Consider the following 25545-nt stretch of genomic DNA (forward strand, 5'->3'; position numbering starts at 1 on the left):
CGAGCGCGATGAGCCGAGACAACACGACAGCCAAGGATGGGTGGAGCCGTCAGGAGTGGTTGGCGCTTGTGCTCGGCGTGGTCATGGTCGGCTTGATGGGCCGCATGGCGTACAAGCTCTACCTCGAGGGCGACGAGATCTGCTCGGCGCTGCAGAAGAGCCTGGAGAGCGCGCCGGGTCGACGGATGCCGTGCACACGGCTGTCCTATTATGCCGAGCCCGTTGATTGGCTGGCGCTCGTCGGCAGCGACGGCGCGATTCCGGCCCCTGTGTCCGCGGACTACAGCTTCGACAACCATGGCAGCCTAGTGCGCGTCGAGACGGACCACGGCGACGATGGGGACGTCGATATCGTCTACGAATGTACGCTGCTCGGTAAGATGCTGATGCCGTTTACGAACTATGACGCGTGGACATCCTACGGCGCGATCACCGAACTCTCCAAGGGGAGCCAACCGGCTGATGAGGCCCAGTTGGCGAGCGAGGGCGAAACTGGAGTCGGTGGGCTGCACACGGAGCTGCGAGTGCGCCGCCAAGAGCCCTTTTGGGTGCAGTACGAGGCAAAGACCCACGCCAACGGCGGAGAGTTGGTCCGGCGGGTGGTGCACGGTGAGGTGACTCGCACGCTCACCGACACCAGCTACGAGTACGATGGCGGAGGCGACTTGATCTCGATGCGTACCGTGCGGGTCTCGCATCCCAATACCTTCGTCCGCCAGACCGACTACACCTACGAGTGCTGGGACTAGCAAGTGCTGGGACTAGAACTCGTAGGTCGCGCCCAGTCCGCCCACGAAGCCGCCTTCGATACCTGCTGACCGCGAGGCATAGCCGGCGCGCGCATCCAGAGTCAGACCCTCGCTCGCCTCCACACCCACATCGTAGAGGAGTCGCGTGCCCGTCGGTCCGCCTTCGTCGGGACGCTTGGTCAACTCGATGGTCAGGGCCATGGGGACGTCGGGCACCGTGTCCCAGCGAAAGGCCATCCAGCCACGGTTGCCGACTTCGTCTTGAATCTCCCCGCCCACCGCGAAATGCGTTCCGCTGATGCGTCCGATGCGCACGGTGGCTCCCGCTCCGGCGGCAAACCCCTGGTCGCTGGCGCCGAGGATGAGGCGTGTACCCACAGACAAGTTGTCGAGAAATGCCAGATTGGCTTCGCCATAACCGTAGTCGTAGCCAGGCTCCCCAAGAGGGGTGTCGCTGCCGTATCCGTCGTTGAGCCCACGACTCTCTCCGTCGACGGTGACCGTGGGTTGTGAGCCGCGCAGCCGACCGATACCGAAGCGGAAGTCGTGAAGCCACGTGAGCACCCTGTAGGTATACTCGAGCTCGGCGACCCAGTAGGCGTCGGAGTTGGCATCGGTGACGAGGTCCTCGCCGGAGGCGTCGATCGAGACTTCACCCGGGCCGACGTTGCGCCGGCCGTAGGCGGTATACTCGGCGCGCAGTCGAAACTGCGAGCGGTCGTTGTCGTAGCGCTCGAGACGGTGGCGCTCGGTTACCTCGGCCGCGGTCGGACGCACCATCAGTCGGTACGGCTCCTCTCGCGACGCAAAGTGCACCCGTTCGGTGTCATCTTGGGCACGAGAGGCGATGTAGTATTCGATGCCCGGCGGCACGGACATCTCTTTGGGCAAGATCGCTGCAAACTCGTCATCACCGGTACGCTTCAGCGCGAAGCGTCGATACTCGCCTTGGGAACCGAGCGGCCGCGCGTCCACCCAGGCCTGCTCGAGCTTCCAGTCACCCACGATTCGGGTCTCGATGAGCACTTGCTCATTCGAGCGTAATGTCGCGCTCGGCCGGTGGATGATGGCCGGCTCGACGGACGGCTCGGCAGCGGGCTCGTCCGATTGGGCGCTCACGGCCTGAGGTGCACCCAGCAAAGCGAGGGTCGAGAGCACCACACGTACATACAGTTGCGTCGAATTCATGATTCTGCTCCTTCGCTCTTTACCAGGTGAACACGGTGCCGAGGCCGGCGGTGGGCCCCTGATACTGAATCGTGCGTGCGTTCCATCCCACCCGCGCCATCAGCGTGAACCAGTCGTTGAACTGATAGCCGGTGCCGTAGTTGAGCATGACGCCCAGGTCTTCGCCGACGGGGAGGTTGGTCACCACCACCTCGCCACTCATCGGGATATTCTCGAGCTCTTCGACGGCCAACTTGATCCAGACCTCGTTGCCGATGCCGTCGGTGTTCGCGAGCCCCAGCTCGAGGCGGGTGGCGTCTCGGCGGCCGATGCGCAGCTCCGTGCGAAGCCCGAAGGTGTCGTCGAGGCTCGACGAGGAGCTCGATTGGCGGTCTCCGACGAGCAGGCGGCCCGACAGTCCGACGAACTCGGAGAGCGTGAACTGCAGCTCGGCAAAGCCGTAGCTGACGCTGATGTCGCTCGCATCGGCGCCGGCTTCGATCTCGTCGACCGGTCCACCGCGCCCCTCGAAGATACCTGCACCCACCTTCAGCGCTTCGAGCATTCCAAAGCCGACGTGGTAACGGTAATCGGACTCGAAGCGCAGGTATTCGTCATCACCTGGGCCGCTCTTGAAGTTGACGTATTCGACCACCCCGGTGGCCTTGGAGCGGTCGGCGCGGCGGATGGGATCGTTGGGCGGGACCTCGACGTGGAGGTCGTTGGGCTCCGAGGCGCTCCCGGCGATCAGTTGGAGTTCGCCGTCGTCGCGCACGGCTTCGACGAAGAACTCGAACTCCCCGGGCGCCTCGGCGTGCTCGTCTAGGCGAGTACGCCAGTTGCGGTCGCCGTCACGCTCGAGGTCGCGCTCTTGGAAGCTCGGCTCGTCCGGGTGGCGGTAGAGCACGCGTACCTTCTCGACTCGCTCGGGCTCTTCGAAGGTGGCGACCAACTCGACCGGGTCGCCAGGGTAAAGGGTCGGTGCGTAGGTGACCTTCGCCTCGAGCGGGTTTCGCTTGTCGTCTTCGCGCTGCATGATGAGCGCACGCTGCTCGAGCAAGCGCCCACGCAGCCACTTGAGCTCGGCCGCCACCTGTTCGGCAAACGGGCTGTCGGGATGCTCTTCCAAAAACGCCGTCCAGATGTCGACGCGTTCCGAAAGAGGGCGTCCGAGGGACTTCTGAAAGGCTTTGTCGACTGCCGCGACCTCTGGGCTTTGCGTGGGAGGGCACGGTTCGCTGCTCTTGGATGGGACGTCGCTGGTCAGATCGACCGTCTTCGAATCTGAAGGGTCGGTCGTCTCTTTGGGCGAGGCGGCTGGCGGTTTTGCTTTCTGCGCCTGTGCCGGAGACTGCTTGGGCGGAAACCAGACGACATAATCGCCCACTGCGGGCAGCCGCTCGAGCGATTCGGCTTTGTTTGCGATGGAGAGTTGGTCGCCGACCTGACGCAGCGGCAGATCACCGATGGGAAAGCGGTCGACGATGGTCTTCTCGGTGACCGGGTGCGTCACCTCCACCCGACGATACACACGCACCGTGGCGTCGTCGGGCAGGCCGTCCGAGCCGCCCAGATCGACGATAATTTCACCGTCGCTCACCTTCAGAATGATCCCCTCCCGGGGCGTCTGGTCTGGCTCTGCGGCGATGGCCGTGGCGCTCACTGCGCAGGCTACGGCAAAACCCACCGATGCCAGGAGCTTTGATTGTCTCATCTGCTGCTCCGTCGTAATGACTAAACTACGAGTTGGTCTTTGCGTCAGGCAATGACGAAGCAAAGGGCGTTCCAACGCTTGCAGAAGCGCGGGCAGGATGGGTCTGACTGACTGGTCAGTCGGTATTGGATGAAAAAGTGTCCAGAAGTGGAGCAAGCGCAACGCGGCGCCGGATGTGACGCCGCGGGCTATGAAAGACGCTCGAGAGCGTCGAAGAAGGGGGGAGACTCAGGGCGCAATGAGCATGCGCGGACTGTTGTCTTCCTTTTTCTCTGCCTTTTTTGTCGTGGTCTTTTCGGTCGTCGACGGTGACGACTTCTCCTCGCGTTTTTCGGTGCGCTCTTTGCGGCGCGGGGGACGCTTGGAGGTTCGGCGCACGGTCTTCTTTCGGTCGAGATCGACGGTGAGCTCGGAGTCGCTGTCCGGGCTGACGGTGATCTCCTTGCTCTGGTAACCGCGTCGGCGTAGTTCGACGTCGACCGGGTCCTCGTCACCGGGTTCGAAGGTCAGCGCGACTGGAGCGGTGCCGAGTTTCTCGGAGCCGCGATACACGGCCGCTCCCTCGGGCGACGAGTTGATGGTGATCTTGACCGGCTCGGGCTTGGTCGCAGCAGCGGGAGCCTCGTCACCTTCGGCGTTAGCGGCCTCGTCCGCCTCTTCGTCTGCTGCCGGATCGGCGGCCTCGTCTTTCTCGTCGGTTGCCGCGGCAGCCAACGCTCCGGGTTCGGCCGGTCCGGCTGCTTCGGCCCCTTTATCCAACTCACCATCCAACTCACCGGCCTCAGCCGACGCGACCGCCGCGTCGTCGTTCTGATCCTCGGATAGCTTGGTCGTGAGCAGCCATGCGGCGACTCCTCCGAGCAACAGCACGGCCAATCCCAGGATGACCAGCGCTTTGACGCCCCGGTTGCCGATCCCCGCCTCTTGGATCGCCACTTCGGTCGAGCGGGCCATCTGGTTGGTGGGGCCCTGGGGGGAGCGGGCGCGCATCGATGGGTGAGTTCCTGACAGGTCGGCGCTCTGGTCGGCGGGCACGCCTCCCTGTTGCATTTGCGCGTACCCCTGTTGGGTGTTGCCGTACAGCTGACCCGTGGTCGGCTGATTCATCTGCCCGGTACGGCTGTTCATGATGCGCGAGTTGCTATCCAACGTGCCGGCTTCGGCCAACCGCGATGTGGGCATGTCGGCGCTGAGGACCGGAACCGACGCCGGGTCCACCTCGGCCAGCGCATCGGCAAACTCCTCGGCGTTGGCGAAGCGTTGGTTGTGGTCGATATGCAGCGCTCGGGCGATGACCGGCCCCAGGGGGCTGTCGAGCAGCGCGTTGGGCAGGTCGAGTTCGCCCATCGAGTGCGCTTTGACGCAGCGAAGCGGGTGCATCTCGTCGACAACGGCTTTGCCGGTGAGCGCCTCTACCAAGATCAAGCCCATCTGGTAGACGTCGAAGGCCGGCGAGACAATCTGCGCCTCGATATACTCCGGAGAGAGGTACTGGGGCGTTCCCAGAATCTCGCCGGTGGCGGTCAAGCGGCCTTCACGGGCGTCGCGGATGTGGGCGATGCCGAAGTCGACGATGCGCAGCGACTCGGTGCGCTCGCCGGGGTTGGCCAGAAAGAGGTTCGACGGCTTGAGGTCCTTGTGCACGATCCCGAGCTTGTGCGCCTCGCCGAGGGCCTCGAGACAGTCCACAAAGAGGGGAAGGGCACGCTTCGGATCCATCGAGCCTTTATCAAAGATCTGCTCTTCGAGGTCGTGACCCGACAGCAGTTCCATCACGATGAACGGGATATCGCGCCGCTCGCCGATGAGCCCGAAGTCGAAGATGTTGACCACGTTCGAGTGCTGGATCTTGGCCGCCAGCTTCGCCTCGCGCTTGAAGCGCGCCAGGATATTCTGCTGGGCGTTCGGATCGGTGGTCGAAGCGTGCAGGTTCAGGAACTTGATCGCGACCGGACGCTCGATATTGGTATCGAACGCCTCGAAAACCTGAGCGAAACCGCCGGCCCCCAGATGGCGCGTGATCTCGTAGCGGCCCTGGATAACCGTACCGCTCTTAATCTGAATGTCGTGGATACGGATCGTTGTTTGGTCGCTCATCAGAGCCCCGAAAATGCGTCATACTAGCTTTAAGATGATTCCCGGATACATGTTACTTGGAGTAAGAGTCAAATGCTAGCGTTTTAACGGATTTTTGAACCTCCGGATGCGCGCGTGTGCGAGACGTGGTTGAAATACCCGCCGTTTTCTGTAGCATCCCGCCATACTGAGTGGATACTAACTTTGACCAAGTTGAGGAAGTAAAATGCGCGAACGACTCAAGACGTTGCTCGAGGCGATCACCGACGATGTGCAGACCGAGGTCGTCTGGCTCAATACGCTGTCGCTTCTCGAATATATCGGTGCCCGCAAAATCGGTAAGACGATGTGCCAGAGCCACCCATCGGCGGTCGTGCTCGACCACTGGGCCGACGAGACTCGCCACGCCTATGCGTTCAAGCGCCTGTGCGAAGAGCTCAACGGCGGAGAGTGCGACGAATACTTGGCCCACGACTCGGCCATCAGCTTTTTCCAGAAGCTCGATGAGAGCGCGAGCAAGTGGGTGACCGAGGCGACCGGTGAGGACGACCCTCGTCAGAACTACCTGCTGGTGACCACGCTCATCGAGCGTCGCGCGATGATGGTCTACCCGCTATACCGCGCGGCGACCTCCCACGACATCGTGCGCGACGAGTTGCAGGCGATCATCGTCGAAGAGCAGGACCACCGGGTCGAAATCGAGGAGCGCGCCATCGCTCACCTCGAAGCAAGGGGGGTCGATATCGAAGCCGCCTTCGCCCTCGAAGAGGACCTGTTCGGCAGTCTTTTGACGGCGATGGCGATGGAGATCGGCGTCGAGCTGTGAGACGGCGGGTCAGGCGGGCGAGGGAGTGCGTAGCATTGCGGCAACGATTTTGTCATACTTCTGCGAAGTTCGAGATATCTACCGATTGAGGGTTCCGAGACGATGACGACCCGACTTGCCGTACGCCGCGCATCCGGTGCGCTTCTGCTGTCGTGTGTGATTGCGTGTTCCAGCGCCGGGTGTGAGTCCGGCACCGACCAGAAGGACGAGCCGCACCGCCAAGTCGACCCGTCGGATACCGCCGGGCTCGACGGAAGCGACGATACCGCTTTCGACACGTCCTCCCGCGACGCCGCCGACGGCAGCCAGGCAAGCGACGCCGAGCAGGATGCGACCGACGACGGTGTCCCCGAGTACGCGCTGTCGGCGGCCCCCTACACGACCCTGCAGGGACTGTGGGCACCGCGCGCCCTCTCAGACGCAGCCAAGAGCGCCATGGGCGGCGAAATCGGCGTGACCGACATCGCGCGGTTTGCCGACTACGATATCGGCGTACAATTCGAGGCTGGAAAGCCGTGGGTGATTCACGGGGAGCTTGCGCCGGGATTTCGCCAAGGCAGCGGCGGTGAGCGCAGCAGTCTGCTCTACTTCTGGGAGGCGGCCGACCCCCAGATGATCGACGAGGAGTCGCCGATTCGCTTCGCGGGGACCACTATCGCGCCGATGGGGAGCACGTATCGGCCGCAGAGCCACCTCATCGCGCAGGTCTTCGAGTCGCAGGTGCGAAGCGCGCGGCGTATCAGCGAGGCGAGTGGCAGGCCGTTCGACTTCGCGTTCATCGCCGGCGACATGACGGACGGCGGCCAAGAAAACGAGCTTGCCTGGACCATCGACATCTTGGCCGGCGGCGTCATCGACCCCGACTCGGGCGTCGACGACGACCCGGTGCCGGGACCCGGCAACGACTTCGGCGACCCGTTTCGCTCACCGGGCATCGGGGTGCCTTGGTACCCGGCCGTCGGCAACCACGAAACCCTCTACATGGGGACCTTCCCGGCGACCGACGCGGTCCAGGAGGCCGCGGTGGGTGACCAAGTCATCGACTTTACCGACGATCTGCCCCTTCTGCGCAATATCGACACCGCCTCGAATGGATTTCGCGACGGCTCGACTCCCCACGGCGACGTGGTGACGGGCGGTACGACGCCGCCCGACCCCAAACGACGCATCCTCGATCTGGGCCAAGTCTTGTCGGCCCTGCAAGCGGGCGGCGGCGAGCCCGTTGGCCACGGCATCGACGACAACAACGTCTTCGAAGAACTCGGCTACTACAGCTTTCATCCCATTCCGGGAAAGCCGGTTCGTTTTATCGTCATCAACACCCTGCTGCGTAATCTTCCCACGGCGCTGGGCGGCATCAGCCGCACCCAGTTCGAGTGGGTGGAAGACGAGCTGAAGAGCGCCCAGCGAAACGGCGAGCTCGTCATCGTCGGTAGTCACCACCGGGCCTCGGACTTCGGGCCGGTGAGCGTGGTCAGCGGCGGTGAGTTCAAGTCGCTGTTGGCTTCGTATGACAACGTCGTGTTGCACGTGGCCGGCCACGGCCATCACAACGCCAAGAAGCTGGTGCGCCCCAGCGGCTCGCACGACCCCGAGCAGGGCTACTGGGAGATCATGTGCTCGTCGACGGTCGACTTCCCGATGCAGTCACGCATCATCGAGCTGGTCTACGAGGGCGCCGGCTACCTGTCCGTCTACGTGACCAACATGGAGCAAAACGCCGCCGACGGCACACTGGCGCGTTGGGCGCTCGATTTGGCCGTGGCTCGCAAGTTCTTCGTCAACCGCTCATACCGTGACAAGTGGGCGGAAGGGCTCGATACGATGAACCTGTTGCTGCGCTTCAAGCTCACCTCCAAGATCACGCAGGCCATCGAGGCCGAGGAGTGGCCTACGCGCGTCGAGTCGGAAGAGACTCTGCAGCAGTTGTCCGGTCCCTGAAGTCGCCCACGTGGACGTCGTCAGCCCCACAGAAACTCGCGTGCGCTCGGGTCGGTGAGCGCCTCGACGCCGTGGTGCGCCCCGTACGAGAGCAACTCGTCGACGGTGGCGCCGCCGGTGGCCACCCCCAGGCATTCGGCGCCGATCGCCCGCGCGGCGGCGATGTCGCGGTCGGTATCCCCGATGACAATCACCCGACATCTCTCCAGCGCCATCCCGAGGCGCTCGGCGCCGCGCCGGGCGCCTGCGGCGATGAGCTCGGCGCGATCCTCGGCGTCACAGCCAAACCCGCCGAAGTCGAAGTGAGGGTTGAGCCCGCCACGTGCGAGCTTGATACGCGCGCCGCGCTCGATGTTGCCAGTGCCCAGCCCGATGGCCGCGTTCGTGCGCTCGCCGAGCGCGTCGAGCAGCTCGACCACACCCGAAAAGATGGTGTAGCCGTCGGCGGCATCGACAAACTCGGGCAGAAACCCCAGGTAAGCCTCGATGGCGGCCTCGATCGCCTCGTCGGTCGCCTCCAGTTGGGCGGCGACGAGTCCTTGGCGGGCGATGCTGCGATCGGTCATCCCCGCAAAGGAAAACTCGAGGTGATCACCCGGGCCGGCCAGATCGGCGAAGGCGCGCTCGAAAGCGCGACGCCCGGCGCCCGCCGTCGAGATGAGCGTGCCGTCGATGTCGAACAGGAAAATGCTGGGATGGGCTTGTGTCATGATAGTTCGTTGCGTTTTATGGGCAGGCTGGACGCGAGGTGTCGGTAATCGGTAACATCGCGCGTCGCGACGGTTTCAAGTGTTATAGGAGTCTCGAAGAATGTTGAATGCCAGATTATTGCTTGTCTTGATTCTTGGATGCAGCGCAGCTTTGGTCGGTTGCGGTGACGATTCGGGGAACGGTCAGTCCAACGCACTCCAAGATACCGACATCAGCGCAGATGCCGGCGATGTCTCCGAAGACGCGCTCGGTGACGGCGGCCACGATGGCGACGTCGGCGAAGACAGCGACGCGGATGCGCCGAGCTGTGAGGCGTTCCCGGCCCCTGAGATTGCCGGCACGACCGAGACCGACACGTTGGCCAACGCCCCGGCGCGTTGCGGCCAGCCGTCACACACGTGGATCGAAGACCCCCGCCTTGGCGAGGTGACCCAGATCGGCGTCGAGAAGGATTTTCCCGCCGCGTTCATCGAGGGCATCCTCTCCAGTGAGAATATCAACGCGCCGCGCGAGATCGCCCACGATGCGCGGGTGGTTCAGTACGCCTACATGACTCAAGATCGCGGCCAATTGGTCGAGGCGAGCGCGATGGTGGCGTTCCCGACCGATCGTCAGCCCGGCGCCGAGCCCCGAGAAGTTCTGTTGTTGCTTCACGGCACCACCGGCTTCACCGACGCATGTGCGCCGTCGTCCGACCTGGCATCGCAGGGGCTGGCCGCGCTGCTCGCCTCCTTTGGTTATATGGTCGTCGCCCCCGACTATATCGGCCTGAAAGGCTTTGCGGATCCGACCGGATTTCTGCACCCGTACTTGGTGGGGCAGTCGACGGCGATTTCGTCGCTCGACGCCGTGCGCGCCGCTGCCAACTTGCCGTCGGATAAGCGTGGCGACTGGTGTCTGAAGCCCGAGGTCGTCGCCTTTGGCGGCTCGCAGGGCGGCCACGCGGCGCTGTGGGTCGATCGCCTCGCGCCGTATTATGCCCGTGAGTTGGAGCTGCTCGGCTCGGTGGCCACCGTGCCCCCGGCGGACATGCTCGGCCAGATGGACCGCGCGCTCGAGCAGTTCGTCAACGCCACGGGCAACACCGTGGCCTTCTTGGGGACCACCGCCAGCTGGTACGGGGTCGAGGATCGCCTCGACGAGGTCTTCGTGTCTCCCTACGAGACCGATATCCCCGACGCGCTCGGCTCGACGTGTGACTTTGGCGACATCGCCCCGGACGTCTCCGACACCACGGACATCTTCCAGCAGGCCCTGGTCGACGCCGCGGTCGACGATACCCTCGGCTCGGTCGAGCCATGGGGGTGCATCACCGCCGAGAACGGGCTGACGACCACGTCGGTGCCGCGCTTGGAGCCGACGAGCGACTCGTACGGCGTGATGTTCGTGGTCGGCGAGAACGACGAGCTGGTGCACACGCCCATCGAGCGCGACGCGTTCGTCGAGCTGTGTGATCAAGGCATGCAGATGGAGTTTCTGGAGTGCGCCGGCGCCGGCCACGGCGAGACGACGTTTTTCGCCATGCCCGAAATTCTCGACTTTGTCGACGCGCGCATCGATCGGGTGCAATTCGACGACGCGGCCGCTTGTCAGCTCACCTCGCCGACCACCTGTCGAGGCACGCAGTGAGGCGGCACTTGGCCCCTCGAGATGCCTCTTAGCCGGGAAGGGGGTAGACGCGCCCGTTCTGCTGTCGATATTCGAGTTTAAGGGATATCAACGACATCAGGGGGCAGAACATGGGCGTGCAGGGGCATCACTCTGTTGGTGGCGCTGTATCGAAAAACGCGGGGCGTTTGATCGCGGCGGGGGCCGCGGTGGCGCTGATCTTGTTGTGCTGGGTGGCGGCGGCAGGTGCGCTGCCCCGAGGGATCGTCGCCGAGCGCTACGTCGAGGGGCTAGCGAACCCCACGGCGATGACCATCGCTCCCAGCGGGGACATCTTGGTCACCGAAAAGGGCGGGGAAGTGCGTCTGGTGCGCGACGGCAACCTCGTGGCGGGACCGGTGGTGCGCTTTTCGCCCACGGTCAAGGGCCAGGCCGGTCTGCTGGGCATCGACGTCTTCGACGACTTTGCCGAAAGCGGTCGGTTTATCGTCGCCTACACTCCTGCCTCCGATCCGACACGCATCTGGTTGTCACGGGCGCGAATGACCCCCGAGGGCGGGGAGGTGCTCGAGGATCCTTGGAAGGTCTTGCCCAACAACCCCGACTCAGATCGCAACTATGCCGGGCGTGTCGAGGTGGCCGACGGCCACATCTATGTCGGCCTGGGCGACCTGGGGCGGCACAACGAGGCCCAGAGCACACGCCGGCTTCCGGGCAGCATTCTTCGCTACAACCTCGACGGCACGGTTCCCGCCGACAACCCCTTTGGGACGGCGGTGTATGCCTATGGGTTTCGCAACCCGCAGGGCTTCGAGACCGTCGGGGACGGCACGCTGTGGGTGGTCGACAGCGGCGAGACCGAACACGATGAAATCAGCCGCGTGGTCGCCGGCGGCAACTACGGTTGGCCGGTTGTCATTGGCCACTGCGACAATTACCCGCTGACCGAGGTGTGCGACGAGACCTCGTTGCTCGACCCTCACTACGAATTTCGTTGGCAGACGAGGGTGACCGGCGTGGCCGGTTATCGCGAGGGGCTGATGCCCGCGTTGCGCGGCAGCGTCTTTGTCACCGGGCGCCGCTACGGGGAGTTGCACCGACTGGTCTCCACCGCCGATGGCCGCCGTCTCGAGTTGGCCGTGCCCTTTTTCGTCTTGCCGGGCTCGGAGCCTCAGGCCGGCTTGGTCGACGTGAAGGTCGGGACCGACGGCGCGCTCTACGTGCTGGTCGGCGATACGCCCGCAGGTCAGATCTTGCGCATCGCCCCGCGCGAAGACGTGCTCGACCAGAACGCCATCCTCGAAGAGGGGACCGAGCTGCGGCCCGCCGATACTCCGGTGTGCACGGTCAGCCAAGTGGACGCGGCGGTGCCTTGGTCGCAGGGCGCGCTGCTCGTCATTTGCCTGGTGCTGCTCGTCTGGGCGCTTCGCCGCCGAGAGGTCCCGCGCGCAGTCACCATTTGCGCCTGCCTGCTGGCCGTGCTCACGCTGTGGAGCGCCAAGGTCCACGCCCAGGAGGCGCGCTGGGGCGTCAAAGCCGGCGCCAACGTGGCCACCGTCAGCGGAGACGATGTCGTCACCGCCAGCCTCGCGCCCGGCGTCACCGCGGGCGTAGCCTCACGCTTCGAGTTCAACGAGTATCTGGCCGTGGCGCCCGAGCTTATCTACGCCTGGAAAGGCACCGGGATCGACAGCGTCGACGACCGACACCTGTCTCATCACCTGACCCTGCCGGTCTTCATGGAGGGCAGGCTCAATTTCGGCTGGATCGAGCCGCGTCTGACGGCCGGCCCGGCGGCTACGCTGGTGTTGAGCGCGCGCACCGGTGACCAAATCATGACCGACCGGCTCAATCGTTGGGGCTTCGCCGTGGCGGGAGGGCTGGGGGCCGACTTTGGCTTCGGCAGCGGGATGATGACCGTCGATGCGCGCTTCGAGCGCGGGCTGACAGAGGTGTACGACGACAGAGCCACGCCGCACTACATTCGTACGCCGGAGAACTACAACAACGTGGCCTATCTACTTGTCGGGTATCTCTTCTAAGACAGAAGCAAGTAAGGCAGAAGCAAGACGCCGGCGCAGAGCATGCGCCGGCGTTGATCTAGCTCGTCACGCTTCGTCTTCTTCGGCCACTTCCACCAGCTGCTCGAACATCTCTTCGAGCTGGCTGCGCGACACGTTGCCGGTCAACCGGCGAAGCACATGCCCCTTGTGGAAGAAAATCAGCGTCGGGACCGCTTGGATGCGGTGCTCGTTGGCGAGGTGGGTGTTGGAGTCGATATCGACCTTGCCGACTTTGACTTGGCCGTCGTATTCGGCGGCCAACTCGTCGACCAGGGGCGACAGTGCCTTACACGGGCCACACCACTCGGCCCAAAAGTCGACGACCACAGGCAGGTCCGATTCGAGAACTTCTGCTTCGAAATTGTCGGTCGTCAACTCGATAGCGTCGTTGCTCATCAGTTACTTCCTTCGAATGAGGATGAACAATCCGTCCGTTGGACTACGCGCGCGGGCTACCGTGCCCGGCGTCAGATTGAGCGGTCACACTAGTGACTTGAGCGTCAGATGCAACCTCCCTCGTCAATCAGAACCTTAAGAACACACTCGATAACGCGCAAGTCGACGCCGAAAAGTGCGTCGAATCAGGGTGTTGGTGGTGGTTGAATTCCCATTCGACATTTGAGAAAGTCGTCTCCGAGCAGAACTCACAAATTGGCCCGGAGACTGCAGATGCGATTGAAGATGCGATGGCTGGCTTCGATGTTGGGGATGGCGCTGATGGTCTCGGTGGGGTGCACCGAGCCGAACGCAGCGGCGACGAGCAACAACGGCGACGACAACAACGGCGGTTGGAACCTGGGCGACGCCCAGAGCGACACGGCCGCTGACGACACCTCGCCCGATCCCACCGACACAAGCGGTGGCGGCGATGTCGCGGCCTCGGACACCAGCGTGCCCCAGGACACCACACCCGACCCCGCGGATATCGGTACGCCCGAGGACACCAGCGTGCCCGAAGACACGTCCCCTACTCCGCAAGACGCCGCGTTGGACACGGCTCCAGACGTCACTCCGGACGCCTCGCCCGTCGACACCGGCCCGACCACCTGCTCGACCAACGCCGATTGCACCGGCGGCACACTCTGCTGCGCCGTCGACTGGCAAGGTACCACCGAGTGCGTCACGAGCGACCAGTGTCGCACCGGCGGCGGCTTCTGCTCGAGCGACAACGAATGCGCTCCGAACGAAGGGTGTTGTGACGTCTGGGGCAACCAGATCTGCTCCACGCGCTGCGGTGGCGGCGGTGGTGGAGGTGGCGGCACCGGAAGCGGCGACCCGTGCACGACCAACACCGACTGCTCGGGCAACGAAATCTGTTGCTCGGACGGCCAGACCACCTCATGCACCACCCGCGACAGTTGCTGGACCGGCGGCATTTGCAACCAGGACTCCGAATGCCGTCAGGGCGAGACCTGCTGCGACGTTCCGCAGGTCGGCCAGCGCTGCGTCGATTCCAACTGGTGTCGCTAAACGGTGAGCTCCTCAACCTATAATTAGGACTTTTTGCCAAATCGGCCTCCAGTGTGCTACGCTGGGGGCCGATTGGCTAGAGGGGGCGCCTCACGAGGGCGCTTTTCACCTGTAGAAGCAAGGAGGTGCATTATCACGGTAGCAGCCCGACCCTATATCCATCTCTCCTCGGATGAGCGCCGCAACTACGCCGATCTGAACACCGCCGAAAAGGCGATTATCCAGGTCGCAGTGCAGCGCGAATACGTCACCCGCGACGTCGTGCTCGACACGCTGTCCGATGAATTCACCAAAACCGACCTACGCGATGCGTTCACCGCCCTGTGCGACGAGCAGCGTCTCTTTCGCGTGGGCAACAAGGCCGAGCACGTGCTCATCGAACGCGACTTGTTCTGAGCGAGCCCGAGCTCGACGCATAGATACAGAGAAAGCCGCAGTCCGTTTTGGGCTGCGGCTTTCTCTGTTTGGGTCAAGTCGGTCGGTTTGCGCCCGAGGCTACTCGGCCTTGCGCTCGTAGGTCGCCGTGATCTCGGCTTGGCCGATGGCGTCTTCGGTCACCACTTTCACGAGTTGCTCGACGGTGGGCACCTCGTCGAATTTGGCCCCCGGGTGGTCGATGGCGTAGATGCGAAACACGTAGCGGTGCGGCTTGTCACCCTTGGGCGGGCAGGGCGCGCCGTAGCCCAGCTTGTCGAAGTCGTTGATCGCCTGGAAGGCGTCGACGTCGGTCTCCGGGGCGCCCGGCGTGGTCACGACGATTCGCTCCACGTGCGGCACATTCTCGCCGAGCGCGTGCTCTTCGCCCGGGATGCCCCACATGCCCCAGTGGTGGAAGGTGCCTTGGGGCGCGTCCGGATCGGTCATGATGATGGCGTAGCTCTCGGTGCCATCGGGCGGCTGCGACCAGGTCAGCGGCGGCGACATGCCCTCGGCATCGCAGGTGAACTTGGTCGGAAGCATCCCGCCGTCTTCGAAGGCCGTCGTCGACAGGCCGAACTCCATGCCCCCGCCTTCGTCGTCCGCCTGGTCGTCTTGTTGGGCTTGTTCGTCGGCGGCCTCGGGACTCTCCGCCATGCCTTGTTCGGTGGTGGCTTCGACGGTGGGGTCTTCGGGCCGGTCGGGGGTCTCGGTCTCGCATCCTGCTGCCATGATGAGCAGCGCGGACAACATGATCACACGGTACCTCATCGCGCACTCCCTCGTTTTGGGTAGTCGACAGCGCGGAATCTAATCCCCGACCGGGTATTCTCAATCGACCCGTGGGCCTAGAAATCGGTCTCGCGCATGAGTTGGTCGGCGATCCTGGCCTGGGTGTCGTTGTCGAGCTCGAACGCCTGGACCATGTTGCTCAACAGCAGCTGCTCGGCGCTGACGATGTCGCGGTCGGAGGCGGCGATGCGCGCGGCCAGATAATAAGTCTCTTCGCGCAACCAGTCCTCGCCAAGGCGCTCGCTGATCTGGTGCAGGTAGTCGGGGGCGTCGCCCGGCTGGGCGCTGATGCGCTTGGCGCGCGCGACCGACTCGCTCACGTAGGACTCCAACGGGATCTCTTCTTCCCATTTGACGTGGCGCAGCGAGCTCGTCAGCTCCTTTTGCTCGTCGCCGGCAATCTCGCGGTCGACGGCCATAGCGTAGGTCAGCGCGTCGATCATCGCCTTCTCTTGCTCGGCGCTGATCTTGGAGAAGCTGCGGCCCGAAAACAGGTTGCTCAATGCGGTGATAATGCTCATCGAAGGCGCCTCACTGATAGCTAGGGTAATCGCTGTTTTGTGCTCGAAGACGCCGCCAGTCTAGCGCAGGCTCGTCCTTTGTGCGAGCGGCGAGCAGCGCGCCCAGGTCTCGACGTTGCCGCTGACGTAATTAGCTTGAAGACGATTTCGAACGCTCTACGACTCATGAAGGGAGGTTCTCCATGTTCTTCAAACGCATCTACGACGAAGGTCTCGCCCAAGCTTCTTACCTAATCGCCTGTGCCTCGACAGGAGAGGCGGTGGTCGTCGACCCCACGCGGGATATCGACATCTATCTGGACGAGGCCCGCGAGCAGGGCTTCGAGATTGTGGGCGCGCTCGAGACGCATATTCACGCCGACTTCTTGTCCGGCGCGCGCGAGCTGGCCAAGTCCGTCGGCGGTAAGCTGTACGTCTCCGGCGAGACGGTCTCGGGCTGGAAGTACAAGGGGTTGGATGATTTCGACACGGTCCACCTGAAGGATGGCGACGGCTTCGCGCTCGGAAACGTGCGCTTCGAGGCCGTGCACACGCCCGGCCATACCCCCGAGCACCTGTCCTACCTGGTCACCGACGGCGCCCAGGCCGACGAGCCGATGATGGTGCTCACCGGCGACTTCGTCTTCGTGGGCGACCTGGGCCGGCCCGACCTTCTGGAGACGGCCGCCGGCCAGAGCGGCACGGCCAAAAAGGGCGGCAAGCAGCTCTTTGGGGCGCTGCGCGACAAGTTCGTCGGCTTGAGCCACGAGGTGCTCGTGTGGCCCGGCCACGGCGCCGGTTCGGCCTGCGGCAAGGCCCTGGGCTCCATCCCGGCAAGCTCGGTGGGCTACGAGACCAAGCACAACTGGTGGAAGAAGTATATCGACGATAACGACCAGAGCGGTTTCGTCGAAGAGCTCTTGGCCGACCAGCCCGAGACGCCCAGCTACTTTCGCAAGATGAAGGAGCTCAACCGCGACGGGATGACCTTTTTGGGCGGGCTGCCCACGCCGGCGAAGCTTTTGCCTGACAAGTTCCGCGCGCTGCGCCGCGAGGACGCCCACCTGCTCGACCTGCGCGACAAGGAGGCGTTTGCCGCCAAGCATGTGCCCGGGGCGCTGAACTTCTCGAAGCTCGAGGAGCTGTCCACCCACGCCGGCTGGGTGCTCCCGTACGACGACCGCCCGCTGGTGCTCATCGGGCGCGCCGACCAGATGGAAGAGGCGACTCGCCGGCTGGTGCGCATCGGCATGGACAATATCGTGGGCTACGTCACCCACATCGAGGGCGCGGTCGATGACAGCGAACTGGGCTGCTATCCCATCGTCGACGTCGAGCACGCCCACAAGATGTGGGAGAGCGACGACGCCACGGTTTTGGACGTGCGCGCCCAATCCGAGTGGGAGGAGGGCCACATCCCGGGCGCCATCCACGTCCACTACGGCAAGATTCGCGACAACCTCGACGAGATCCCGCGCGACCAGAAGCTCGTGGTCCACTGCGCCAGCGGCATCCGCGCCAACCTGGCCATCAGCCAGCTTCGCGCCGAGGGCTACGAGCACGTGGCGAATATGCCGGCGGGCTTCGACGGATGGAAAAAAGCAGGCTACCGGACGGAAGAGTCGTGAGGCCTGGGGGGCTTGTGCGTTCGGGTCCTGCGAGCACATTTGGTCACGCGTGTTCGCAGGACCTGACGTCTAAAAGGGGGCCACGTGAAAATCACACCGGTCGTTGGGGGAATCGCCGGGGCGCTTGTCGCCGGCGCCGGCACCATCATCTTGGGCAGCGTGTCGAACGTCGAGGCGATGGTGCTCGTCGAGGCCATCTTGCCGTCGACGCGCTTTTTGTGCTCGGCGATCATGACCGCGGCGGCCACGATTCTGGCGTTGTTGTTGACCAGCCTGGGGTTTGCCCAGGGCATCGACGTCAAGCTCAAGGCCAAGACCTACGAGCGCATGCGCCGCCTGGCGCTGGTCGACTCGGTGGCCCTCATCGGCTCGGTGCTCGTACTGCTCTTGCTGCTCAACGTGCCCATGGAGAAGACCGAGACGGTGCCCGCCTGGTGGTACAGCGCGGCGTACTACGCCATCATCGGCTCGTCGGCGGTCTTGGGCGGCTTGCTCATCTCGATTGTGCTGCTGCTCTACGAGACCATCAAAGGCCTGACCCTGCTGGTCGGCAGCGGCACCTCGCCGCTGCGAAAGCACGACGAGGACGAAGAGCAGCAACAAGACGAGGACGTCAGTCCACCTGCGGGGTCAGTGTCACATCAACCTGGTTGAAGTAGTACGACACCTCGCCCTGGTAGTCGGCGTCGACGCCCACGATGAGCCACAGGTTGCCGTTGGCGTCGGTCTCGACCGAGGCGCTGTGGGTGTGCTCGCGCGTCAGCGTGGTGTAGCGGTCGTAGATGATCGCGCACTCTTCGTTGTGCGTCAGGTCGCCGGCGGCGCTGGCGTCTTCGCCGCCCATCTCGCCGTCACCCTTCTGCATGTTGAACTTGAAGCTGGACTTGTCGTCGCTCTCGACGTTGGCCGGCTTGTAGGTCGACGCGCCCATCTTCAGAAACATCAACTGCCCCTTCTCCTCGGCGCAGTCCTCCGGGTAATTCGACGCGAAGGTCAGCGTGTACTTGACCCGATACGCCGTCTCCGGCTCGAGCCCGGCGTCCGGACCCACCTGACGGCGCATGAACATGAAGATGTCACTGACGCTGTTCTGCCCCTCGAAATAGTAGGCCTTGTCGGTCTCGGAGACCTCGGCCGGAAGCGGGCGAACCTGCTCGACGAAGCCGATGCCCTCGCGCGCGCCGGCCGGGTAGTCGGTCACGTCGGCCTCCCAGCCCTGCTTGCCGTCGTTGAAGTTGTAGCTCAACTCGACCTCGGCCGGCCCGGAGACCTCGGCGCCGGCGTCGATCAGGTCGTTGTTGGTGGTGTCGTCTTCGCTCGCGTCCGAGCAACCGACGAGCAGCGAGAGGAGGGAGACGATGGCGAGGATCAGGATACTGCGTTTCATGGCAAAACCGTGTGGAGTGGAGCAGATGTTATCTGCGCGGTATTTACCACAAATTTGCGCCGCAAAGAAAGACGGGCGTGGCGCCTGCGGTGCAGACGCCACGCGCCGGCTCAGCGCGTCAGCGGCTTGTACTTGATGCGGCTGGGTCGCTTGGCGTCTTCGCCCAGGCGCTTTTTGCGGTCGCGCTCGTAGTCTTGGTAGTTGCCCTCGACCCAGACGACCTGCGAGTTGCCCTCGAAGGCCATGATGTGGGTGGCGATGCGGTCGAGGAACCAGCGATCGTGGCTGATGACCACGGCGCAGCCGGCGAAGTCCTCGAGCGCGTACTCCAGCGAGCGGAGCGTCTCGACGTCGAGGTCGTTGGACGGCTCGTCGAGCAAGAGCAGGTTGCCCCCTTTGAGCAGCGTCTGCGCCAGGTGCACGCGGTTGCGCTCACCGCCCGACAGGGTGCCCACCTTCTGCTGCTGGGTGCGCCCCGAGAAGCCGAACGCCGCCACGTAGGTGCGCGCGTTGATGTCGCGCCCGCCGATGCGCAGCGTGTCGCTGCCGCCCGAGATCGTCTCGTAGACGGTCTTGTCGTCGTCGAGCGTGCCCCGCATCTGGTCGACGTTGGCCAGCTCGACCGTATCACCGATGGTGATCTCGCCTGAATCGGGCTCCTCGTCGCCGGCCATCATACGGAAGAGGGTGGTCTTGCCGGCGCCGTTGGGGCCGATGATACCCACGATGCCGCCCGGGGGCAGGTTGAAGGTCAGGTCCTCGATGAGCAGGCGGTCGCCATAACCCTTCGAGATATGCTCGCCGCGCACGACCACGTTGCCCAGCCGCGGGGCGGGCGGGATGTCGATGGCGTGCTTGTGGCGGCTGGCCTTGCCCTGCAGCTCGTCGAAGTTGCGAAGGCGCTGCTGGGAGCGCTCCGTGCGCTCCTCGTTCGACAGCTTCGACCACTCGTATTCGCGCGCGAGCGTCTCGTAGCGCGCGCTGCCTTCGCGCCCGCTCTCCTCGAGGCTCTTGAGCTTCTGCTGCAGCCAGCTCGTGTAGTTGCCCTCGAACGGAATCCCCTTGCCGCCCTCGAGCTCCAAGATCCACTCGGTGATATTGTCCAGAAAGTAGCGGTCGTGGGTGACCACGATGACGGTGCCCTCGTAGTCCTGCAGCGTGCGCTCGAGCCAGGCGACCGTCTCGGCGTCGAGGTGGTTCGTCGGCTCGTCCAACAGCAGCAGGTCGGGCTTCTGGAGCAACAGCGCGCACAGCGCCACCCGGCGGCGCTCACCACCCGACAGGTGCTCGACGCTGCCGTCGCCGGCGGGCACGCGCAGCGCGTCCATCGCCACGTCGAGGGTGCGGTCGATATCCCACCCGTCGACCGCCTCGATCTTGTCCTGCAGCTCGGCCTGCTCGGCGATGAGCGCGTCCATCTCGTCGGGGCCGACCTCGGCGAATTTGGCCGAGACCTCCTCGTAGCGGTCGAGCAGCGCACGCACCCCGCCCAGGCCCTTCTCGACGTTCTCACGCACGGTCAGCTTCGGGTCGAGCTCGGGCTCCTGGGGCAGGTAGCCCACGGTGGCGTCCGGGTCGACCCAGGTCTCCCCGTTAATGTCGGTGTCGATGCCCGCCATGATGCGCAGCAAGGTCGACTTACCCGAGCCGTTCGGGCCGACCACGCCGATCTTGGCGCCGGGAAAGAACGACAGCCAGATGCCGTCGAGGATCTTCTTTCCGTCGGGAGCGGTCTTCTTGAGGTCCTTCATCGAGTAGATGAATTCTTTTGCCATCGTCGTATGCCTCGGTTTTCTTAGGGTTGATTCGCAGGATCAGCTTATGGCGGCACGTTAGTTGTGCCGCGGCGTGTTTGCAACGGACAAAGCGTTGTGTTTGTGCCCGGATGGTGGGGATGGGTTGATGGTGGGGATGGGGGGCCTCTCCCTCGATCCCTCTCCATCCCTTCGCTTCGCTACGGGCGGAAAGGGGGCCTCTCCTCGGTCCTCTCCATCCCTTCGCTTCGCTAAGGGCGGAGAGGAAGACGTTGCTTTGTCGATCTCTGTACAGAGTGCGATGTTGCTTTATCGATCTCGGTACAGAGTACGATGCAGCAACATCTTCCTCCCCTGCGCGAAGCAAAGCGTAGCGTAGGGGAGGACCGAGGAGGGGACGCCTCCTCTGCGAGCGAAGCGAAGTGGAGGAGGACCGAGGAGGAGGAAGCCTTTTTACCTACCCCCGACGCATCTCCAACCCCGCTTCTCACGGGCTGTCCTCTCCTTCGTGAAGGCCGGCGAGGAGTTGACCGAAGACTTTGTCGCCCGGGATGCCCTCGCCGTGGTCGAGTTCGACAACACCCTGCTCGACGGCCTTGCGCAACAGTTGCAGCTTCGCCTCGCGCTCGCGGACCTGGTCTTCGAGCAAGCGCACGCCGGCGCGCACCGCTTCACTCCCGTCGGGGCGCGGTCGTCCCCGACCGCCGGGCTCAGCCCTCACAGCGTTCGACACGACGTAGTTGGGGCGCTATTTCTGGTGTGCTGGCAGCTCGCTGGCCCCGACAGGAGATAGCATGAAGCGAATCGTCAACATTGCGGCCGTGTGTGCAGCCTTGGTGCTGCTCGGATGGAGCGTCTGGTTCTTGATTCACGGGCGGCATCTGAACCAGCGAGGCGCCAACATGGCGAGGGATGCATACTACGACTATGACCCTCGCTTGTATCCCTATCGCGTCAGTTGTCCGGTGAGCTTCAACTTCGAGGCGCGGTGCAACCCAGAGGCCATCGTCGACAGGCGCTACGACATCGACGGCCCGAAGCGGCGCGTGCCCGCGCAGTGCGCCGAGCGGGTCGTCCACGGGTTCTTTCGCAACCTGCCGACCGGCGCGTTGGCGGCACTCGCCGAGCTCGACTCGGCCGAGCGGCAGCCCAGATGTCGGAGCATGATCGACTCCGGAGATTCACCTGCCTATGTCGATGTGTCGGGCTACGTCTTCCGCGGCGCGGCGGTGCTCGTCGTGCAGTTTCTCGGCAAACACTTGTCGGTGCCGGACGACTACGATGCGTTCGATTGGCTCGGCGAGGAGTCGCTCGAGGTCGGTGAGGAGACCCAAGATGCACTTCGCGTGCGGGTCGACTTGGAGAGTGGGGGCGAATTGGAGTGTCTGTACGTACCGTTCGACATGTTCTTTGGAGGGCTGCCGCCGGAACTGAAGGCCTCGTTCATTTGTGCAGAGCAACTCGAATTGACTCGCGCCTTCGTCAACGACCCACCGATGCGACTGCCGGGGCCGCCTGAAGATTAGGGGATGGGGCGGATGGCGTAGTCGTGGACGTCGTCTTGGCCGTGGCCGTGGTCGTGGTCGTGGCTGTGGTCGTAGTCGTAGTCGTGGCCGTAGTCGTGGTCGTAGTCGTGGTCGTCGGCGCGCGGCAAGTACATTCCCCGACGGACCTCAATGCTTCCGTCGAGCCCTCGTCCACCCGTGCCACAGGTTTTCGAGGCTGCTCGCAAGGTCGAAATTGCCTGCCAGAGGCTCTTACGAGGCTGCTCGCAGGGTCGAGAATGCCTGCCGGAAGCGATACGGCGTTGTGGAGATGTTGGGGGAGGATAGCAGAAGTTGGAGGGGGAGGGGAGGGGCCTCTCCCTCGATCCCTCTCCATCCCTTCGCTTCGCTACGGGCGGAAAGGGGGGCCTCTCCTCGGTCCTCTCCATCCCTTCGCTTTGCTACGGGCGGAGAGGAAGATGTTGCATTGTCGATCGCTGTACAAGGTGCGTTGAAGCTACACCGATCTCTGTACGGGGTGCGTTGAAGCTACATCGATCTCTGTACGGGGTGCGTTGAAGCTACATCGATCTCTGTACGGGGTGCGATGCAGCAACATCTTCCTCCCCTGCGCGAAGCAAAGCGTAGCGTAGGGGAGGACCGAGGAGGGGACGCCTCCTCTGCGAGCGAAGCGAAGTGGAGGAGGACCGAGGAGGAGGAAGCCTTTTTACCTACCCCCGACGCATCTCCAACCCCTCCCACTCCCCGTACAACCCCTCCAACCGCGCCGTCACATCACGCAGCTTCGTATTGAGCTCGGCAATCTCATCGGAGCGGTTGGCGTACAGGTCGGGGTCGGCGAGTTCGGCTTCGAGAGCGTCTTTTTGGGCCTCGGCCTCCATGATCTCGTGTTCGAGCTCCTCGAGGCGACGCTTTTCCTTCCAGCTCAACTTCTTGTTTTGCTCATTCTCGGGCTCTTCGTCGAGCTCGTCGTCCTCGGCCTCTTTCTCGTCGGTCGGCAGAGCCGTCGGCGAGGCGCGGCGGGCTTCGAGTTTCTGGTCGCGTTGCTCGCGGTAGTCGTCGTAGTCGCCGTAGTAGCGCACGAGGTCGCCGTCTTCGAAGGCGCAGATGCTGTTGCACACCCGGTTCAGGAAGTACCGGTCGTGGCTGACCACGACGATGCAGCCCTTGTAGTCGACGAGAGCCTCTTCGAGGGCGCGCAGCGACTCGATGTCGAGGTCGTTGGTGGGCTCGTCGAGGATGAGCAGGTTGGCGTTTTGGGCGATGACGCGGGCCAGGCGAAGCCGGCGGAGCTGGCCGCCGGAGAGCATCTTGACGGGCGTCTTGAGGAGCTTTTTGCCAAAGAGAAAGCGCTCGAGGTACTTGCGCTTGTGGTAGCGGGTATCGCCGATCCAGACGTAGTCGCTCTCGCTGAAGGCGTCGAAGACCGACTTGTCGGGGTCCATGGTCATGTCCGATTGGCTCAGGTAGCCAATCTTGGTCTCCTCGCTCTTCTCGACCACGCCGGCGTTGAGGCGCTCGCGGCCCATGAGGATGTCGAGCAGGGTCGATTTGCCGCAGCCGTTGGGCCCCAGGATGCCGAGCTTGTCGCCGGGGACGATCGAGATGCTCACGTCCTCGAGGACCTGGCGGTCGCCGTAGGACTTGTAGATGCCGCGCGCCGACAGCACGTGCGCGCCCATCGACGGGCCGTTGGAGATGGGGATGTCGACCTGGCGCTCGTCGAGCAGGCGCTGCTGCTTTTTGGCGAGTTCGATCTCTTTGTGGCGGTCTTTCGAGGCGCGCCCGCGGGCTTTGACGCCGCGGTCGAGCCAGTCGAGCTCGTCGTCGAGCAGCTTTTGCTTGCGCTGCTTCGTCTTGCGGCGCACCTCGGCGCGGTGCTCCTTGCGGTCGACGAACTCCTCGTAGGTGCCCGGGTGGCTGTGCAGCCCGTCGGGGGCGACCTCGATGATGCGCTCGGCGACCTGCTCGAGGAAGTAGCGGTCGTGGGTGATGAGCAAGAGCGCGCCGGAAAACTGGCGCAGCCACCCCTCGAGCCACTCGACGGTGTCCGGGTCGAGGTGGTTGGTGGGCTCGTCCATCAGGAGCAGGTCGGGAGACTCGATGAGCACGCCTGCCAGAGCCACGCGGCGGCGCTGGCCGCCCGACAGGTAGCGGATCTTGGCGTCGAGGTGCTCGGCGAGCCCCAGACGCGCCAAGACCTCGTCGACGCGGCGCTCCCAGTCCCAGCCGCCCAGGCTCTCGATGCGCTGGCGCATCTCGTCCTGGCGGCGGATGGCCGCGTCGAGATCGTCGGCGTGCTCGATCTCGGCCGACAACTTCTCGTAGGCCGCGATGGCCTCGCGCAAGGGACGCACCGCCTCGCCGACGATCTCGCGCGGGGTGGCCCCCGGGTCGAGATGCGTCTCCTGTGACAGGTGCGACAGACGCGCGCCGTTTCTGAGCGCGATCTTGCCCGCGTCGGCCTCGTAGCGGCCGATCAGAATGCGAAACAGCGTCGTCTTGCCGATGCCGTTCGGCCCCATCAGGGCCACGCGCTCGCCGTCGTCGACTGCGAAGTCGACGTCGTCGAAGATGACGTCGGTCCCGAAGGACATCGAGAGATTTTGGACGTTTAGGACGTTCATGCGTGCCGAGAACAAACGAGGTGGGTCGAGCCTTCCGCGGGGAGGGTTGCACAGGGAAGGGCAAAGGCGCAATGGGCGGTCACGGGGACGGTCACGGCTCACCACCCAACACAAATGGCGAAAGCGCACAACCTGCCCGGGGCGCGCGGCGTCCTCGCCCGCCCTGGGGCGTCCCCGCCCCAGCTGGGCCGCGCGACGACGAGGTGTCAGGCACCGCGTTGTGCGGCCGTGATCGTCGTCGTGATCGTGATCGGCCGTTTGTCTCGCCGCGAACAACAACCGCCGATCACGACGACGATCACGGAGCCGTCGACGCGGTGTCAGGCGCCGTGTTGCGGCACGCGGAGCGGCTGCTTGCTGCCCGCGGAGCCCTCGCCGGTGCAGCCCCAAGGCTCGCCTTGGGGTCGGGCGTGCGATTCCTCAACGCCGACCAACCCCTGCTTAGCAAAACAAGTGGGCAAGCCCCGGCTCCGCATCGGCAAATGAGATGTGTGGGATGATCAGACGGTCACGGTCACGGGGTCGGCATCCGGTTTCCGGCAGACCCGCATGAAATGCGGCTCGTCGGGGAACCCGGTTCCCGTACGGGGACATTGATGGGGGCGCAGGG

General features: G+C 64.2%; 22 protein-coding genes. 10 read left to right on the forward strand and 12 right to left on the reverse strand.

Going from position 1 to position 25545, the window contains the following annotated elements; translation table 11 throughout:
* The first annotated feature begins 8 nt into the window (after positions 1–8).
* A complete protein-coding gene (locus tag FIV42_RS24465; RefSeq protein WP_141200234.1) occupies positions 9–749 on the forward strand; it encodes a hypothetical protein in 741 nt (246 codons plus the stop codon).
* Positions 750–761: 12 nt separating this feature from the next.
* Here FIV42_RS24465 and FIV42_RS24470 read toward each other — a convergent pair whose 3' ends face one another.
* The 3 genes from FIV42_RS24470 to FIV42_RS24480 all read right to left on the reverse strand — a co-directional run bounded on the left by FIV42_RS24470 (position 762) and on the right by FIV42_RS24480 (position 5727).
* Positions 762–1937, reverse strand: coding sequence for a hypothetical protein (locus FIV42_RS24470; RefSeq protein ID WP_141200235.1), 1176 nt, complete (start codon positions 1935–1937; stop codon positions 762–764).
* Between the two features lie 19 nt (positions 1938–1956).
* Positions 1957–3630 (reverse strand): hypothetical protein, encoded by a 1674-nt coding sequence (locus FIV42_RS24475; protein WP_141200236.1) that lies wholly within the window; start codon positions 3628–3630, stop codon positions 1957–1959.
* Between the two features lie 228 nt (positions 3631–3858).
* On the reverse strand, positions 3859–5727 hold the full coding sequence (locus tag FIV42_RS24480; RefSeq protein WP_141200237.1) for a serine/threonine-protein kinase: 1869 nt from the start codon (positions 5725–5727) through the stop codon (positions 3859–3861).
* A 205-nt stretch (positions 5728–5932) separates the two neighbouring features.
* Here FIV42_RS24480 and FIV42_RS24485 point away from each other — a divergent pair, with 205 nt between their 5' ends.
* Both FIV42_RS24485 and FIV42_RS24490 read left to right on the forward strand, forming a co-directional pair.
* Positions 5933–6532 (forward strand): hypothetical protein, encoded by a 600-nt coding sequence (locus FIV42_RS24485; protein WP_141200238.1) that lies wholly within the window; start codon positions 5933–5935, stop codon positions 6530–6532.
* Between the two features lie 102 nt (positions 6533–6634).
* Complete coding sequence (locus FIV42_RS24490) at positions 6635–8473, forward strand: metallophosphoesterase family protein (RefSeq protein WP_141200239.1); 1839 nt, start codon at positions 6635–6637, stop codon at positions 8471–8473.
* Positions 8474–8493: 20 nt separating this feature from the next.
* On the opposite strand, the gene FIV42_RS24495 is transcribed toward FIV42_RS24490, so the two are convergent.
* A complete protein-coding gene (locus FIV42_RS24495) occupies positions 8494–9183 on the reverse strand; it encodes an HAD family hydrolase (RefSeq protein ID WP_141200240.1) in 690 nt (229 codons plus the stop codon).
* 100 nt (positions 9184–9283) lie between these two features.
* On the opposite strand from FIV42_RS24495, the gene FIV42_RS24500 reads away from it, so the two are divergent.
* Positions 9284–10813, forward strand: coding sequence for a lipase family protein (locus FIV42_RS24500; protein ID WP_141200241.1), 1530 nt, complete (start codon positions 9284–9286; stop codon positions 10811–10813).
* 188 nt (positions 10814–11001) lie between these two features.
* Positions 11002–12834 carry a PQQ-dependent sugar dehydrogenase gene (locus FIV42_RS24505; RefSeq protein ID WP_168210916.1) on the forward strand — a complete coding sequence of 611 codons (1833 nt, stop codon included), beginning with the start codon at positions 11002–11004 and terminating at the stop codon, positions 12832–12834.
* A 66-nt stretch (positions 12835–12900) separates the two neighbouring features.
* Here FIV42_RS24505 and trxA read toward each other — a convergent pair whose 3' ends face one another.
* A complete protein-coding gene (gene trxA, locus FIV42_RS24510; protein ID WP_141200243.1) occupies positions 12901–13251 on the reverse strand; it encodes a thioredoxin in 351 nt (116 codons plus the stop codon).
* A gap of 273 nt (positions 13252–13524) precedes the next feature.
* On the opposite strand from trxA, the gene FIV42_RS24515 reads away from it, so the two are divergent.
* Both FIV42_RS24515 and FIV42_RS30395 read left to right on the forward strand, forming a co-directional pair.
* On the forward strand, positions 13525–14325 hold the full coding sequence (locus tag FIV42_RS24515; protein ID WP_141200244.1) for a hypothetical protein: 801 nt from the start codon (positions 13525–13527) through the stop codon (positions 14323–14325).
* Between the two features lie 231 nt (positions 14326–14556).
* Entirely contained in the window at positions 14557–14721 is a 165-nt protein-coding gene (locus tag FIV42_RS30395; RefSeq protein WP_168210917.1) for a hypothetical protein, read from the forward strand.
* A 99-nt stretch (positions 14722–14820) separates the two neighbouring features.
* Here the strand turns inward: FIV42_RS30395 and FIV42_RS24520 are convergent, their stop codons facing one another.
* Together FIV42_RS24520 and FIV42_RS24525 are read right to left on the reverse strand one after the other, a co-directional pair.
* Positions 14821–15513 carry a YbhB/YbcL family Raf kinase inhibitor-like protein gene (locus FIV42_RS24520; RefSeq protein WP_141200245.1) on the reverse strand — a complete coding sequence of 231 codons (693 nt, stop codon included), beginning with the start codon at positions 15511–15513 and terminating at the stop codon, positions 14821–14823.
* A 77-nt stretch (positions 15514–15590) separates the two neighbouring features.
* A complete protein-coding gene (locus FIV42_RS24525) occupies positions 15591–16055 on the reverse strand; it encodes a hypothetical protein (protein ID WP_141200246.1) in 465 nt (154 codons plus the stop codon).
* Between the two features lie 182 nt (positions 16056–16237).
* Here FIV42_RS24525 and FIV42_RS24530 point away from each other — a divergent pair, with 182 nt between their 5' ends.
* Complete coding sequence (locus tag FIV42_RS24530; RefSeq protein WP_141200247.1) at positions 16238–17662, forward strand: MBL fold metallo-hydrolase; 1425 nt, start codon at positions 16238–16240, stop codon at positions 17660–17662.
* An 84-nt stretch (positions 17663–17746) separates the two neighbouring features.
* Positions 17747–18316, forward strand: coding sequence for a hypothetical protein (locus FIV42_RS24535; RefSeq protein WP_141200248.1), 570 nt, complete (start codon positions 17747–17749; stop codon positions 18314–18316).
* On the opposite strand, the gene FIV42_RS24540 is transcribed toward FIV42_RS24535, so the two are convergent.
* The 3 genes from FIV42_RS24540 to FIV42_RS24550 form a co-directional block, all read right to left on the reverse strand.
* On the reverse strand, positions 18276–19049 hold the full coding sequence (locus FIV42_RS24540) for a hypothetical protein (RefSeq protein ID WP_141200249.1): 774 nt from the start codon (positions 19047–19049) through the stop codon (positions 18276–18278). The two genes, FIV42_RS24535 and FIV42_RS24540, sit on opposite strands and share 41 nt — an antisense overlap.
* A gap of 110 nt (positions 19050–19159) precedes the next feature.
* Positions 19160–20824, reverse strand: a complete 1665-nt coding sequence (gene ettA / locus FIV42_RS24545) for an energy-dependent translational throttle protein EttA (protein WP_141200250.1) — start codon at positions 20822–20824, stop codon at positions 19160–19162.
* Between the two features lie 466 nt (positions 20825–21290).
* On the reverse strand, positions 21291–21536 hold the full coding sequence (locus FIV42_RS24550; protein WP_141200251.1) for a ribbon-helix-helix domain-containing protein: 246 nt from the start codon (positions 21534–21536) through the stop codon (positions 21291–21293).
* Between the two features lie 61 nt (positions 21537–21597).
* Here FIV42_RS24550 and FIV42_RS24555 point away from each other — a divergent pair, with 61 nt between their 5' ends.
* Positions 21598–22329 (forward strand): hypothetical protein, encoded by a 732-nt coding sequence (locus tag FIV42_RS24555; protein WP_141200252.1) that lies wholly within the window; start codon positions 21598–21600, stop codon positions 22327–22329.
* On the opposite strand, the gene FIV42_RS30400 is transcribed toward FIV42_RS24555, so the two are convergent.
* Together FIV42_RS30400 and FIV42_RS24565 are read right to left on the reverse strand one after the other, a co-directional pair.
* The gene (locus FIV42_RS30400; protein ID WP_168210284.1) at positions 22326–22463 is read right to left on the reverse strand and encodes a hypothetical protein; all 138 of its coding nucleotides are present in this window, start codon (positions 22461–22463) and stop codon (positions 22326–22328) included. The two genes, FIV42_RS24555 and FIV42_RS30400, sit on opposite strands and share 4 nt — an antisense overlap.
* A gap of 555 nt (positions 22464–23018) precedes the next feature.
* Positions 23019–24905 carry an ABC-F family ATP-binding cassette domain-containing protein gene (locus FIV42_RS24565; RefSeq protein WP_168210918.1) on the reverse strand — a complete coding sequence of 629 codons (1887 nt, stop codon included), beginning with the start codon at positions 24903–24905 and terminating at the stop codon, positions 23019–23021.
* Positions 24906–25545 lie beyond the last annotated feature (640 nt).

Origin of the sequence: Persicimonas caeni, from assembly GCF_006517175.1 — a bacterium.
GTDB lineage: Bacteria > Myxococcota_A > Bradymonadia > Bradymonadales > Bradymonadaceae > Persicimonas > Persicimonas caeni.

What these genes read in the sequence shown, in the direction of transcription:
- FIV42_RS24465 (WP_141200234.1), top strand. Translation starts at nt 9, where the DNA reads ATGAGCCGAGACAACACGACAGCCAAGGATGGGTGGAGCCGTCAGGAG.
- FIV42_RS24470 (WP_141200235.1), bottom strand. Translation starts at nt 1,937, where the DNA reads ATGAATTCGACGCAACTGTATGTACGTGTGGTGCTCTCGACCCTCGCT.
- FIV42_RS24475 (WP_141200236.1), bottom strand. Translation starts at nt 3,630, where the DNA reads ATGAGACAATCAAAGCTCCTGGCATCGGTGGGTTTTGCCGTAGCCTGC.
- FIV42_RS24480 (WP_141200237.1), bottom strand. Translation starts at nt 5,727, where the DNA reads ATGAGCGACCAAACAACGATCCGTATCCACGACATTCAGATTAAGAGC.
- FIV42_RS24485 (WP_141200238.1), top strand. Translation starts at nt 5,933, where the DNA reads ATGCGCGAACGACTCAAGACGTTGCTCGAGGCGATCACCGACGATGTG.
- FIV42_RS24490 (WP_141200239.1), top strand. Translation starts at nt 6,635, where the DNA reads ATGACGACCCGACTTGCCGTACGCCGCGCATCCGGTGCGCTTCTGCTG.
- FIV42_RS24495 (WP_141200240.1), bottom strand. Translation starts at nt 9,183, where the DNA reads ATGACACAAGCCCATCCCAGCATTTTCCTGTTCGACATCGACGGCACG.
- FIV42_RS24500 (WP_141200241.1), top strand. Translation starts at nt 9,284, where the DNA reads ATGTTGAATGCCAGATTATTGCTTGTCTTGATTCTTGGATGCAGCGCA.
- trxA (WP_141200243.1), bottom strand. Translation starts at nt 13,251, where the DNA reads ATGAGCAACGACGCTATCGAGTTGACGACCGACAATTTCGAAGCAGAA.
- FIV42_RS24515 (WP_141200244.1), top strand. Translation starts at nt 13,525, where the DNA reads ATGCGATTGAAGATGCGATGGCTGGCTTCGATGTTGGGGATGGCGCTG.
- FIV42_RS24520 (WP_141200245.1), bottom strand. Translation starts at nt 15,513, where the DNA reads ATGAGGTACCGTGTGATCATGTTGTCCGCGCTGCTCATCATGGCAGCA.
- FIV42_RS24525 (WP_141200246.1), bottom strand. Translation starts at nt 16,055, where the DNA reads ATGAGCATTATCACCGCATTGAGCAACCTGTTTTCGGGCCGCAGCTTC.
- FIV42_RS24530 (WP_141200247.1), top strand. Translation starts at nt 16,238, where the DNA reads ATGTTCTTCAAACGCATCTACGACGAAGGTCTCGCCCAAGCTTCTTAC.
- FIV42_RS24540 (WP_141200249.1), bottom strand. Translation starts at nt 19,049, where the DNA reads ATGAAACGCAGTATCCTGATCCTCGCCATCGTCTCCCTCCTCTCGCTG.
- ettA (WP_141200250.1), bottom strand. Translation starts at nt 20,824, where the DNA reads ATGGCAAAAGAATTCATCTACTCGATGAAGGACCTCAAGAAGACCGCT.
- FIV42_RS24555 (WP_141200252.1), top strand. Translation starts at nt 21,598, where the DNA reads ATGAAGCGAATCGTCAACATTGCGGCCGTGTGTGCAGCCTTGGTGCTG.
- FIV42_RS30400 (WP_168210284.1), bottom strand. Translation starts at nt 22,463, where the DNA reads ATGTACTTGCCGCGCGCCGACGACCACGACTACGACCACGACTACGGC.
- FIV42_RS24565 (WP_168210918.1), bottom strand. Translation starts at nt 24,905, where the DNA reads ATGTCCTTCGGGACCGACGTCATCTTCGACGACGTCGACTTCGCAGTC.